The 13,557-nt window shown below is 39.4% G+C and carries 13 protein-coding genes; all 13 read left to right on the top strand.

Annotation, left to right across the window (positions count from 1 at the left end):
• Positions 1–270: 270 nt before the first annotated feature.
• Positions 271–2,010, top strand: a complete 1,740-nt coding sequence (locus tag AC1D7X_RS11880) for a methyl-accepting chemotaxis protein (RefSeq protein WP_495475290.1) — start codon at positions 271–273, stop codon at positions 2,008–2,010.
• A 167-nt stretch (positions 2,011–2,177) separates the two neighbouring features.
• A complete protein-coding gene (locus tag AC1D7X_RS11885) occupies positions 2,178–2,960 on the top strand; it encodes a tyrosine-protein phosphatase (RefSeq protein WP_495455451.1) in 783 nt (260 codons plus the stop codon).
• Positions 2,961–3,682: 722 nt separating this feature from the next.
• Positions 3,683–3,979 carry a hypothetical protein gene (locus AC1D7X_RS11890; protein WP_495455452.1) on the top strand — a complete coding sequence of 99 codons (297 nt, stop codon included), beginning with the start codon at positions 3,683–3,685 and terminating at the stop codon, positions 3,977–3,979.
• Between the two features lie 264 nt (positions 3,980–4,243).
• Positions 4,244–4,999 carry a YveK family protein gene (locus tag AC1D7X_RS11895; RefSeq protein ID WP_495455453.1) on the top strand — a complete coding sequence of 252 codons (756 nt, stop codon included), beginning with the start codon at positions 4,244–4,246 and terminating at the stop codon, positions 4,997–4,999.
• Entirely contained in the window at positions 4,980–5,669 is a 690-nt protein-coding gene (locus AC1D7X_RS11900) for a CpsD/CapB family tyrosine-protein kinase (RefSeq protein ID WP_495455454.1), read from the top strand. Before AC1D7X_RS11895 ends, AC1D7X_RS11900 begins: the two co-directional genes overlap by 20 nt.
• Before the next feature lie 284 nt (positions 5,670–5,953).
• The gene (galU, locus tag AC1D7X_RS11905; RefSeq protein ID WP_495455455.1) at positions 5,954–6,856 is read left to right on the top strand and encodes a UTP--glucose-1-phosphate uridylyltransferase GalU; all 903 of its coding nucleotides are present in this window, start codon (positions 5,954–5,956) and stop codon (positions 6,854–6,856) included.
• A gap of 40 nt (positions 6,857–6,896) precedes the next feature.
• Positions 6,897–7,547 carry a sugar transferase gene (locus tag AC1D7X_RS11910; RefSeq protein ID WP_495455681.1) on the top strand — a complete coding sequence of 217 codons (651 nt, stop codon included), beginning with the start codon at positions 6,897–6,899 and terminating at the stop codon, positions 7,545–7,547.
• A gap of 21 nt (positions 7,548–7,568) precedes the next feature.
• Positions 7,569–8,684 (top strand): glycosyltransferase, encoded by a 1,116-nt coding sequence (locus tag AC1D7X_RS11915; RefSeq protein WP_495455456.1) that lies wholly within the window; start codon positions 7,569–7,571, stop codon positions 8,682–8,684.
• Between the two features lie 18 nt (positions 8,685–8,702).
• Positions 8,703–10,097 (top strand): O-antigen ligase family protein, encoded by a 1,395-nt coding sequence (locus AC1D7X_RS11920; RefSeq protein ID WP_495455457.1) that lies wholly within the window; start codon positions 8,703–8,705, stop codon positions 10,095–10,097.
• A complete protein-coding gene (locus tag AC1D7X_RS11925; RefSeq protein WP_495475291.1) occupies positions 10,094–11,263 on the top strand; it encodes a glycosyltransferase family 4 protein in 1,170 nt (389 codons plus the stop codon). Before AC1D7X_RS11920 ends, AC1D7X_RS11925 begins: the two co-directional genes overlap by 4 nt.
• Positions 11,264–12,385 carry a glycosyltransferase family 4 protein gene (locus AC1D7X_RS11930; RefSeq protein WP_495455459.1) on the top strand — a complete coding sequence of 374 codons (1,122 nt, stop codon included), beginning with the start codon at positions 11,264–11,266 and terminating at the stop codon, positions 12,383–12,385.
• A 4-nt stretch (positions 12,386–12,389) separates the two neighbouring features.
• Positions 12,390–12,962 carry a DapH/DapD/GlmU-related protein gene (locus AC1D7X_RS11935; protein ID WP_495455460.1) on the top strand — a complete coding sequence of 191 codons (573 nt, stop codon included), beginning with the start codon at positions 12,390–12,392 and terminating at the stop codon, positions 12,960–12,962.
• Positions 12,963–13,011: 49 nt separating this feature from the next.
• A complete protein-coding gene (locus AC1D7X_RS11940) occupies positions 13,012–13,554 on the top strand; it encodes an acyltransferase (protein ID WP_495455461.1) in 543 nt (180 codons plus the stop codon).
• The last annotated feature ends 3 nt before the right edge of the window (positions 13,555–13,557 follow it).

A 13,557-nucleotide genomic window follows, 5' to 3' on the forward strand; every position in this document is an offset into this window, starting at 1 on the left:
ACGCTAAACGTTTCATCGCCGCTAAAGGACGGCGAAGCCGTTTATGCTTGATTGCAAATGGGTTTGAAGCCGGTTACCGTAGAATGGGTCTTTTTTTGAATTACCCATACAATTTTGGGGAGATAATGCCGATATATGAACGTAATCACTTATTGTTTAAATATTATGATGTGCTCGATGTAAAGCTAGAAAGTAAATATGAAAATATAAGTTCTGTTTTCTTTTTAGGAGATGCAATCCAATACATCATGGAATTAGGGGAGGCATGTAATGAATACAAAAGGTATCCTTTTTAAATCAACGACTGTGTTATCATTGCTATTTTTGTTACTTGGAGGGACATTAGCTTATATCTCATATGAACGGTTACAAGTGGAACAATCTAATGAACTGGTTGCGATGGAACAAACAATCCATAGTATCATTGTACAAGCCATTCCGACAATCGAGAATGCAAAAACATTAATTGGCTCGGATAAGCTCATGGTAGATTCGGGGATTCAACAATTACAGTTGCAGTTGAATAGCTTGAAGAGTAACAAATTGATATCAAATAGTTATATATATATGCCAGAAGTTAAGACGAATGGAGATACTAAAGAAATCAAGCTATTACTTGCAGATCAAAATCTGTATGATACGGGTATGCCACCAGGTGCTATCTATGAAACAAAGGGTACTTTCGCAGACACCTTAACTAAGTTGGAAACAGATGATTATGCAATATCGGATGTGTACAGTGATGAGTATGGTAAATGGATAAGTGTTGTAAGCTCAATCAATGACGATCACGGGAATAGGATTGCTATATTTGGAGTTGACTACGATTACAATATATTACAAACTAAGCAGAATTCTCAGATCAATGTAACGATTATTATCGGTGGAGTTCTAATTATTATTTTTGTAGCGCTAGCTGTTATACTCGTTCGATTTACGTTGCTTCCTATCATCAGGTTGTCTGAATTAAGTAAGAAGGCAGCTGAAGGAGATCTTTCTGTAAAGATACCTATTAAGAATCATGACGAAGTAGGGATACTATCGGCCAACTTTAATGCCATGATCACTAATATTCGTCAGTTAGTTCACAATGTACAGAAAACTTCTGTAGATGTAACAACTTCCTCCAATGCATTGATGATGAGCGCAAATCAGACTTCAAAAGCATCTGAAGAAATCGCAAGTTCAATCCAAGAGGTGGCATCCGGATCGGACACACAAATGCAATCGGCTATGGAAAGCCAAATGGCTATGGAAGAAATAGCTATTGGAATACAACGAATTGCGGAGTCTTCTTCGAGATTGTCTGAACATGCAAGTGAGGTCACAGGAACCGCGGAGCACGGTAATCAAATCATTCATCAATCGGTGCATGATATGGAAGCCATTTATTCATCGGTTTCAGATACTGTAGTCATATTAAATGAATTACAAGAGCATTCTCAAGAAATCGAGAAGGTGCTCGCTATTATAACGAACATTGCAAAACAGACGAATCTGCTGGCGCTTAATGCTTCAATAGAAGCTGCTAGAGTGGGAGAACACGGAAGAGGATTTGCTGTCGTGGCGAATGAAGTTCGGAATTTAGCAGAATCGTCTAAAGAATCCTCGGAGCAAATTTCAATTCTATTAAATAATATTTCGTCGAATGTAGATCGTGCTTCAGTAGCTATGAATACAAGTATGACTCAAGTTATCCATGGTATCCAGGCGGTATTTATAGCGGGAGAGACATTCCAAGGAATTGTTGGATCATTGAAGACCGTTAATGAACAAATACATGAAGTATCGGTAGCTTCGGAAGAGATGTCTGCTGGGAGTGAAGAGATAACTACTTCACTTGTTGAACTTGCTGAAATCGGTAGATATGCATCCCAGAATTCACAGAACGTCGCTGCTTCTTCAGAGGAACAACTGGCTATGATGCAAGAGATCTCAAGTTCTGCTACAACCCTTCGGGAGATGGCTCATGATCTTGAGAAAGAGATAGGAAACTTTAAATTAGAATAATGAGAATCTTTTATTAAAGGTTCCTTGTTAGAATAACAACAGTAGGCTAAGGAAATATTCATGGTCTACTGTTTTTCTTTTGTGACTATCCATGTACCATATGTTAGAATAAGCGCAAGCTTGCCTCGCGGTGAGTTGAATCTATCGTTTTAGGAAGTGAAGCCGAGATGATTGATATTCATACACATATATTACCCGGAATAGATGATGGTGCTGCGAATTGGAGTGCTACCTTAAATATGGCTAAGGCGGCTGTTGCAGAGGGCATTACAACGATTATTGCTACGCCACATCATGCGAACGGGAGATATACGAATACTGCAGGTGAAGTATTAGAGCTTACTCGTCATATTAATGAGCAGTTAACAGAAGAGGGTATACCTATTTCTATCCGCTCAGGACAAGAGATACGGTGGCATAAAGATTGGTTAGATGCTTGGTTTAGAGAAGAATTGCTTTCATTAGCGGATTCAAGTTATGTGCTAATAGAGTTACCTTCTACCCGTATACCAGAGGAAATATATGAATTGATACATGAATTAAACATTTTGAAGATTAAGTCTATTATTGCGCATCCTGAACGTAATGCTGAAGTGATGAAGTATCCAGAGCGACTTGCTGAGTTGATCGATCTAGGAGCATTCGCACAGGTTACAACTCATTCATTACTTGGTGGGTTTGGCAGACGAGTTGAGAAATTGGCATGGACGTTATGCAAAAGCGGACTTATTCATATTGTATCATCGGATGCACATCACGTAGAGCATAGAGGATTTCGGATGCGTGAAGCCTATAGTGAGATTCGTAAACGTATGGGCGAGGAATGGGAAAACTATTATCTGAGTAATGCACAAAATATATTAGAGAATAGACCTTTTGAGAGTATACCTGACAAAGAACCTTTGTCGGAAGGGGTACTACATCGGTTACGTTCCTATTTTCAGAAATAACGGTTGGATTCATAGGACCTTGTTCACCTATGTATACCAATAAAGTGGGAATAGAGTAACGAGTTCTGTTCATAAATATGAAAATAGATCAAAATAATGCCTACAATTGTTAGTTTATGACCCAAGTATATCCGTGATTGAGCGGAAAACTGTGGGTTTTTTCTTTTAAAAAGTGGTTAAAGCGTTTACATAAACGTTTATTTAATAAATAAACGCACGCAAATAATGTCGAAAGTTATTTTAGTCCTGTTTTTATAGGACGGTGGCCAATAGTCCCTAATTTGTTGGGGAAATTGAAGGGTTTATTAGAGCAGATTGGTTCATTACCATAACGCATTCGGAGACAAAAACCGTATAACAGAAGGGCAGTCAGCAGTTTTTCGTCATATATGAAGGAAACCAAGAAAGGAAACGGAGAAGACAAATATAAAGCGCTTTAATTTTACATAAAAAGCATTTTTTAAAGAAGAAAAGTAGCAAACGATGTTAGATTTCATCTTAAATTAGGAGCGGATAACCATGTCTTTATTCCCTCAAGAAAAATTAATATTTGTGGCATAATATTAATCAAGAGTTATACAAATTGGCGTCATCCTAATAAAAGTTATTACAAAGTTGTAATACATAGGAGATCGAAATCGACAAGGAAGACGTAACAGAATAGTGAATCTCCATTATTCAACGTAAAGAAACATATAACTTGATGAATGGAGGAAGTCAAAATGACTGTTTCGGGTCAAGAGCAGAAGCAAGTAAGGCTAAAGCAATTTTTGAAAATACTATCCGAAGATGCTTCTCTATTAAATCAAGATGAACTAAACGAATGGAGATCCTTATCTGAGATGCTTGTTATGTTAGGCTATCGGCCATGGAAGGAACCCGTGGATATGGCTATATTGTTATCGCAGCTATTGAGAAAGATGGGATATGAGTCTAGTTCAGAAGATATGATGGATTATGTGATGGATGGTGGAACGATAGACGAGTTCATGAAGACAGACGCATTACATAAACGGTAAATAACGACACGTTGTCCTAATTAAAATGGGTTGCATTCGGAAATATGAAGGGTTAAACCATGCCAATAAGTTCGCAATTTGAATAACTTAAGGGAACTTTAATTCATAAGGAATGATTATCTGTAGAGCTTAATGCTACTATGGGTTAATTATCTTTCCAAGGTCGCGATTTGAATAACATAATATACTTCGTGATTCAGTTTGAATCATAATTCTATCAAAGATGAAATGGTACAAGACTTAAATTGTAATGGAGGTAACAATTTGGAACTTAAACAATATTGGTTAATTGTAAAAGGAAGGATGTTATTGATTGGATTAATTATTTCAATAAGTTGTCTATCCATCGGAATCTACTCTTACTATTTCATTACACCACAATATGAAGCTTCAGCGAAGTTGATTGTTAATCAGTACAAGGATAGTAGTTCAATGTTACCGAGTATTGATCTTGGTTCTATCAATTCAACGATTGGTCTGATCAAAACATATAAGGAAATTATCAAAACACCACGGATGATGAAGCTGGTCGTTAAGGAATACCCTGATTTGAATATGACTTATGGGGAACTCATAGGGAAGGTTAGCGTGAGTTCAGTAAATGAGACGCAAGTCATGTCCATTTCCGTTCGAGATAATTCATATAAGAAAGCTGCCAATATTGCAAATGCAGTAGCTGTTGTTTTTCAAAAAACCATTCCGGATCTCATGAAGGTGGATAATGTCTCTGTCTTGGATAAAGCAGATCCATTGGAGATACGAGGTCCGATAGCGCCGAATCCGAAATTAAACATCGCTGTTTCTTTCATGCTAGCGTTGATGTTTGGTGTAGGTCTTGCCTTTCTACTAGATTACTTAGATGACACGCTTAAGACGGAAGAAGATATTGAGATGATATTAGGTGTTCCAGTATTGTCTGCAATTCCTAGATATAAGGAAAGTGATATCACGGACCGAGGCAACAAAGTTCCGCTAACAACAACAGCTGGGAGGGATACCAATGTCTCGCTTGATGCCTAATAAATTAATTACCGAAAGTAATCCGAAGTCCCCAATCTCTGAAAAGTATCGGATGTTGCGGACAAATATTGAATTTTCGTTCATAGATCATAAATTACAAGTCATCATGGTCACGTCTTCTAAGCCTAATGAAGGAAAAAGTACAACTACTGCTAATGTGTCTGTCGCCTTCGCACAGTCGAATAAACGTGTTCTGCTGATCGATGCGGATCTAAGGAAACCCTCGCAACACCATATTTTTGGTAAATCCAATCGTGTCGGGTTAACTAACGTCCTGTTCAAGCAAAAGTTACTGGAAGAAGTGATCCAAAGTACGGACACGGACAATTTATCCATTATTCATGCAGGTCCTACTCCACCGAATCCGTCGGAGTTGCTGTCATCTATGCAAATGGCATCGCTGCTCTCCAAAGCAAGAGGACTGTACGATGTGATCATTATCGATACACCACCGATATTGTCCGTTACAGATGCACAAATTGTAGCCACTTTAAGTGATGGAGTTGTACTCGTCGTGGATTCGGGAAAAGTGAAAAAAGAAGTAGCACTCAAAGCCAAAGCTTATCTTGAACATGTGAATGCCAAGCTTATCGGTGTGGTTCTTAATAACATCAATCGAAATGATTCAGATTCCTACACCTATTATTACGGAGAAAAAACAGACGATTAGTCTTCACTCTCTCTATAAGAAGTGATGAATAGGAAGGTAATGCCTCCTGCATCTCTATCACCGGAGGCACTCGGTCATGCTGTGGGTCGGTCAATCGACCTTAGACGTTCGTCGTCAAGGGTGTGTCGTGAGGTTGGGTTAAATGCCCTTGTATTGCAGTAAGAATACCTCGGATTTGTAAGCTGAAAATCCGAGCTATGCTTTCTCTAACAAGGATGGCATAGCTCGCATTTTTAGCATCTCGGTATAATGCGAACTATAAAATTAGGATAGGGTGAATTCAAATGAAAAAGGTGACAAAAGCCATTATCCCCGCAGCAGGGTTAGGCACTCGTTTTCTACCAGCAACGAAAGCAATGCCTAAAGAGATGCTTCCCATCGTCGATAAGCCAACTATCCAATATATCGTGGAAGAAGCTATTGAATCTGGAGTGGAAGACATCATCGTAGTGACCGGTAAAGGTAAACGTGCAATTGAAGACCATTTTGATATCGCGTTTGAACTAGAACACATTCTAGAGGAAAAAGGCAAACTCGATATTTTGGAAAAAGTAAGGAAATCTTCAAATGTGAACCTTCATTATATTAGGCAAAAAGAGGCGAAAGGGCTTGGACACGCTGTATGGTGTGCACGAAATTTCATCGGGAATGAGCCATTCGCTGTGTTGCTTGGTGATGATATCGTCGAAGCTGAGGTTCCATGTACAAGGCAACTCATTGAACAATATGAACGTACGGGACGTTCGGTTATTGGTGTTCAGACCGTAGCTGAGGATCAGACGCATCGTTACGGAATCGTAGATCCGGGCGATAGAATAGATAATCTATACCAAGTTAATCGTTTCGTAGAGAAGCCACCCATCGGACAAGCACCTTCTAACCTCGCTATTATGGGGAGATATGTTCTGACACCAGATATATTTGAATATTTGAACAGACACGAGCTTGGTGCAGGTGGAGAGATTCAACTTACCGATGCGATTCAAATGTTAAATGTGGATCAAGGTGTATATGCCTATGATTTCCAAGGTACTCGTTATGATGTGGGAGAGAAACTAGGGTTTATTATGACAACTCTCGATTTCGCACTACGCAATAACGAACTTAGACACGATCTTTTGGTAGGACTTGAAGAAATTATGAAGCGAGAGAAGGGTAAAGAATTAATTGGAGGAAGGATGGTTTAACATGAGATATTCACAATATAGGGAAGAAGCTGTTGTAGGTATGACGGATTATTACTCACATACCCGCACGAAAGAAGAAGGGTTCACCCTATATTTAGTGTCTAAGCGTACGTTAGATATCTTCGGTTCTATAGTTGGTTTAATTCTATTAAGTCCTTTGCTAGCTTTAGTAGCTCTCCTTATCAAATTAGAGGATCCATCAGGTTCTGTTATTTTCAATCAAACTAGGGTAGGGAAGAACGAAAGGCTGTTTCGGATGTACAAGCTTCGTTCGATGTACACGAATGCAGAAGACAAACTGAAGGAATTACTCGATCAAAACGAAGTAAGCGGTGCAATGTTTAAGATGAAAGACGATCCACGTGTGACGAAGGTTGGAAAGTTTATTCGAAAAACAAGTATTGACGAACTTCCACAATTATTCAATGTGCTTAAAGGCGAAATGTCCTTGGTAGGTCCTAGACCACCTCTTACTAGAGAAGTGGCGGAATATACGAATTATGATAAGAGACGCTTGTCAGTCACACCAGGATGCACAGGGTTATGGCAGGTAAGCGGTAGAAGTAATCTAGATTTCAAACAAATGGTTGAACTCGATTTAACGTATATTGAGCAGAAACGCATCATGTTCGATATCAGAATTATTCTGCGAACGGTGAAGGCGATGGTCGGATCCAAGGATGCGTTTTAACTAAGAGATGGAGGGAAGATCATGGCAAGAGTCCTTCATATTTCGGAGTTTACTAAGGGTGGAATTGAAACCCATTTGAATGAAGTATTGAAGTACCAAATGGATAACCATGATATTTATCTCATGGCATCCGAACAGAATTCAAACAGCAGCACGTTACAGATTAGTCCTGATCGATTGCATCTGTATCCTTATAAGAGGAGTCCAATCTATTTCCTTAAAGCGATGCAATCGATACAGACAAAGATGAGTGAGATCAATCCGGATATCGTGCATGTCCATGGAACGTTCGCAGGGTTTTTCTTGCGAACATTACTTTTTTTCAAGAAGAAACGCCCTGTAGTCATTTATTGTGCACATGGCTGGGCCTTTCTTATGGACACACAGTCTTGGAAGAAAAGAATATTTGCGGTTGTGGAGAAACTATTAGCGCTACGAACTGATTTCATTATAAATATTTCGAAGCATGAACATCAGATGTCAATGAACTATGGTTTACCAGCTAAGAAATCGGTAGTCGTATATAACGGTGTATCGGATGCTCCCCCTTCGAATGCATTACCTTTCGAGGTAGAGAAGAACAAGATAAATATTCTTTATGTAGGTCGTTTCGACCGCCAAAAGGGTTTTGACTTGTTGCTCGAAGTGTTTAACGAGAATCCTTTCGCAAACGTGAATCTCTATCTCGTCGGCGATACAGTATTGAAGGATTGTGATTACACATATCCCAACAATGCAGTGAAAATAGGATGGGTAGACAACACGGAGATCGACCGTTATATGAAAGCATGCGACACTGTGATCGTTCCTTCACGTTGGGAAGGATTCGGAATCGTGGCGATTGAGGCGTTACGGAATAAGAAGCCTGTTATCGCAAGTAATCGTGGAGCACTTCCGGAGATTATACAACATGGAGTCAACGGATATATCTTTGACTTTGATAAGAAGGAAGAGTTGGTTCACATCATTCAGGCGCTAACGAAGGATAAGCTCGAATGGATGGGCGAGACAGGTGAACAAATCTTTTATGAAAAATTCCATTCAGATAAGATGAACAAACAGATCGAGCGACTATACGAGGATGCCTTGAAGAAACAAGGTGGACGATATTCCGTAACTGTCAAAAAATATGTCTAGATTTACGGGGTTGAATAGATGATGAACGTAAGCTTACAAAGCCATTTTACGAAAAGTGGAAAAATAGCCGAGAAGCAGCTAGGCAAGAGACAGTTCTTTTTGGCCATTTATCTCAGTTTCTTGCTGGTAGTGACCGTCTATCAGGACTTCCCTCTTGTGAACATGATCGGTGAAATTGGAAGATCGCCTATTATTATGTTGCTTCCACTGTTTGTTTTTTGCGAGATTGCGATGCTTTCAAAATATAAGAGATTAATGGTTGTGTCAAAGTTACAGAAATACCTATTCGCATTCATTGTGTATTTAAGTTTTGTCACCTTGGGATATATTCTCATTCAATTCATGCAGGGTAGTTATAGTTTCTGGTCGGAGAGCCTGCTCGGTAAGGGGATAAAGGTATTAATATATTTCGTATTGATCTTACTGTATCTCAGGCATATCCAATTGATTTTCTCAAAAATCAGAAGCTTTAAGCTATTGTATGGTTGTTTCTTTTTTGTTCTAACTTTCTTACTTGTCATTATGATTGTGGAATTAGTTACGATGCCTAATGCGCTCACTTTCATGCATTCAGGAAGTCATTCTTATTGGAGGGTGCGGCTTCTTACGTCAGAAAGTAGTACTACGGGAACAATTGTTGTTGCGTTTTCGGCAATTCTCGTCTATTTGAGTCAATATTTAGAACGTTTTGCAAAAATTCTTTCTAATCTATATGTCGCTGCTTTTTTTCTATTCTATTTATCAGTTACGGGATCCAAAGGATTTCTGATTGTATGTCTACTGACGTTAATTGTAGCGATGATTAAGTTTCTTGATTTCAGAAAAAAGAGGAACTTCATTGTGCTCATCGGCGTGGTCTTAGCCATGTATATGTTTATTGCTTATTTCTCAGCAGGGTTGATCAGCTCATTTAGTAACGATATCGAGAACTATACATCATCATATACGCGAATGGGGACGATTCTTATCGCCATTATTACGATCTTCCATCATCCTCTTGGGGTTGGTACAGGAGCCTACTTGATGTATTTCGATGACTACTTAAATGACTCGATTAAGTTTATGACCCATTTTTATTACAATGTTTTCGGGGTAAGCCAGATTAATACAGGAGAGTTACTACAATATTCTGAATCAGATAAGAATCTAGGTGTTAAATCTGGATTTTTTCAATGGTTTATGTTTGGTGGAATATTCTCACTAGTATTCTTTTATAAGATGGCCAAGGACTTGATCGTTAAAGTGAAATCTAGTCTTATCTTGTTTCTAGCGCTTGTCTGCATGTTATTCTCTTTACTCTTTGTGGCGCTTGAGATCAAATATGAGATTTGGATGTTATTCGCATTTATAAGTATATTCTTAGGGGAAAATAATGAATTAAACCAATCCAATATGTCGGGGGTATCCAAATGAAAATACTGGTTGTGTGTAGTGATTTTCCTTATCCCGCCGATCATGGCGGCAGGGTCGATACGTGGGGACGAATTAAGGTGTTAGCCGATCTGGGGTGGACAATCCATCTTCTTGTTTGCGGTAAACAAATGCCTTCAGCGTCGGATATGAAAGTGGTATTCCGTTACGTTGAGGATATAAAGATATGTGATCGGAGAAGTAAACTCACAGATTTGTTACATAGGGTCCCCATGCAAGTACACTCACGGAATGAGCTAAGAAAAGTGAATATCGACGAGGATTATGACTATGTGTTGCTTGAAGGCGACTATGTCTATCCGATCCTGAATAATCCGCTGGTCAAACACGCGAATGTTATTTTACGAGTTCATAACGATGAGGCAGTATACTTCAATGCACTTGCAAAGAGTACCTCTAACGTTATTCATAAGATCTATTATCGGATGGAGAGTACGAAGTTCACATTCTTGCAGAAGAAGATGTTGAAAAAAGTAGATAAGTACTTATTTATTTCAAATAAGGAATTTGAAACATTCCATAAACTTCATCCTTCAGCCAAAAGTTTGTTCTTACCACCTCCGGTAACCAAGGAGAGGTTCCTTGCAAGCACATTTGACAGCAAACATGTCGTATTTATCGGATCGTTATTTATGCCGAATAATCGTGAAGCTATCGAATGGTATCTGAAGCATATTCATCCATTAATGTTGAAAGAGCCAGATTACAAGTTCATCGTGGCAGGAAACAGCAGAAAGCAGAGTCTATCCTGGCTAGATTCATATGATATGACGAACGTTATCGTACATGATACACCAGAGAGTCTGGAAGACATATATAAAGATGGGTATCTATTTGTTAATCCAATGCAGAACGGTGCAGGTGTTAAGCTAAAAACAATTGAAGCGATCCAGAATGGATTGCCGGTCATCTCAACTTCTATTGGATATGAGGGCACGGGTCTAGTAGATAACGAGCACATTATGGTCGCAGATAGTCCTGAAGAGTTCTACCATAGGATCAAGTTATTGTTCGACAATCCGACAAGAGCGAGAACACTACTAGAATCGTCACAGAAATTCATACGCACTCATTACGATCATAAAGAAGTATTGAAGGGTTACATAGAGTCGTTGAACACAAGTTATCGAATGAAGCAGGTGCTGTGAATGGATAAGAGAAGAATAAATGTCATGTTTGTAACCCATGCGGATAAAAAGGGAGGTGCCGAACAAAGTTTAATTCATTTAATCAATTATTTGGACACTTCTCAATACCGGATTTTCTTATTAAGCCCGGGGGATGCCGAGTATTTGAATGAAATCAAAACGGAGTACGAGCACTTTCCACTTCGACTGAATAGCATCAAGAAGAAACTAGGCTTCGGCTATTTGGAGACCGTATTTCAAATCAAGAAGTTCGTGAAGAAAAACAAGATTGATATTGTTCATGCGAATGGATGGCGAGCGCCATGGTATACTGCGCCCCTTAAATTCCTATCTAAATGCAAATTGGTGTGGCACCATCGGGATTATACTCATTTACGTATGTTTAATCGTGTATTACCAAGGTTCTTCGATCAAGTTATTTGTATTTCACAATTTGTAGCGAACTCAATCGAGGGTCAGAATAAGACGATCATCTATAATGGCGTTGATACAGAGCTAGGTCTTACGATAAAGAATCGAGACTTTATGGAAGATGATACGCTCGTCATTGGAACATTTGGACGGATCGTTGAGTGGAAGAGATACCATCTTATGATTGAGGCCGTCAAGAAATTGGCTGATAACAAGAAATACAACTGGAAGCTGATCATCGTTGGAGACACTTCCGTCGATGGATCGGATGAATATTTCAACAGTATGATTCAAAAGGTCATTACGTATGGTTTGGAAGATAACATCATCTTCTATGGCTATAGTAAAAAGCCACTTGAACTGATGAAAGAATGCGATCTGACCATTAACTTCTCGTTAAATGAGCCTTTTGGTAGAGTCATTATTGAATCTATGTTGGTACAGACACCCGTTATTGTGTCCGATTCTGGTGGAGCTCCTGAAATCATCCAGATGACTCAGGGCGGCTTCATCGTGAAGGATGGAGACGTGGAAGAACTCTATCAGACGATTCAGAAGGTATACGATAAACGAGTAAACTATCAGGAGCTTGCAAGCCAAGGTCATGCAAGCGTAATGAATGATTTCAACATGGATTCAATTGCTCGGAAGGTAGAGGACACCTACCATACATTATTGACTAATCACTTGAAGCCAGAAGTGGTGGGTTGAGTGTATGAGTAGCATAACGAGACAACTCAGTGTAGGTAAGTTGGTAGCTGTTCTGAAGGGTGCGATAATTCTTCCGTTCAAGACCAAATCTGTGGGCAGGTTGAGCAGAATTTCAGGTCGACTGACGGTAAAGAATAAAGGTGAATTCGTCGTTGGACGAAATGTATCCTTTCATGCGAAACCCTTTCAGTCCTCGATTTCCGTTGATAAACTAGCCACATTGTGGGTGGGAGACAACGTATTTTTTAACTATGGATTAGATATAGGCTGTTCGAAATCGATTCGAATTGGTAGTAATTCAATTATAGGCCCAATGGTTAATATGATTGATACGAACTTTCATCCTGTGGATAAAGATGATCAATCTATTAGTAGAGATATCGTCATTTCAGATAATGTCTGGATCGGTAGAGGAGCACTTATCTTGCCTGGTGTAACGATCGGATATAATAGTGTGATCGCAGCAGGCAGCGTCGTTACACGCGACATTCCAGCCAATGTCATGGCTGGTGGTACACCTGCTAAAGTCATTCGTGAAATTAACGTACCGAATGATTGGATCCGGAGATATAACTAAAGGATCGTGACAGGAGTATAGAAGCGAGTAATGCCAGGGAGGGCTTCACTTGAATGCAAGTAAGGTAAGGCATGTCATCAAGAAGGTTAATCGTATACTTAGAGGTTATTTATTTGCATTAAGAGTAACTAAAAGTGGTTCAATGCTCCAAGTTGCAGGTTCTCACGTAATTTCAAAATGTGTCCATTCACAATTAATACTAGGAAATAGAGTGATGCTCTATAACCAAGTTAATTTCTATTTAGATGCTCCCGGCGCAAAGATCATGATCGGTGATAACACGTACATTAATCGTCGGACAGAGATTATGGCGAAGGAGTCAGTAACGATTGGTAGAGGTTGCGCGATCTCATGGGATGTTGTCATAACAGACACGGATTACCATCAGCTAGAAGGAACGATATCGACGAAACCTGTTGTGATCGGTGATGAGGTATGGATCGGCTGCAAATCTATTGTTTTAAAAGGTGTGACCATTGGTAATGGTGCTGTTGTTGCTGCCGGCTCAGTTGTAACGAAGGATGTGGAGCCCTATACACTTGTGGCAGGGATACCGGCCAAGGTAGTCAAAAAGGATGTCCGGTGGAATTGATTC

The organism is Paenibacillus sp. Y568, assembly GCF_059445545.1.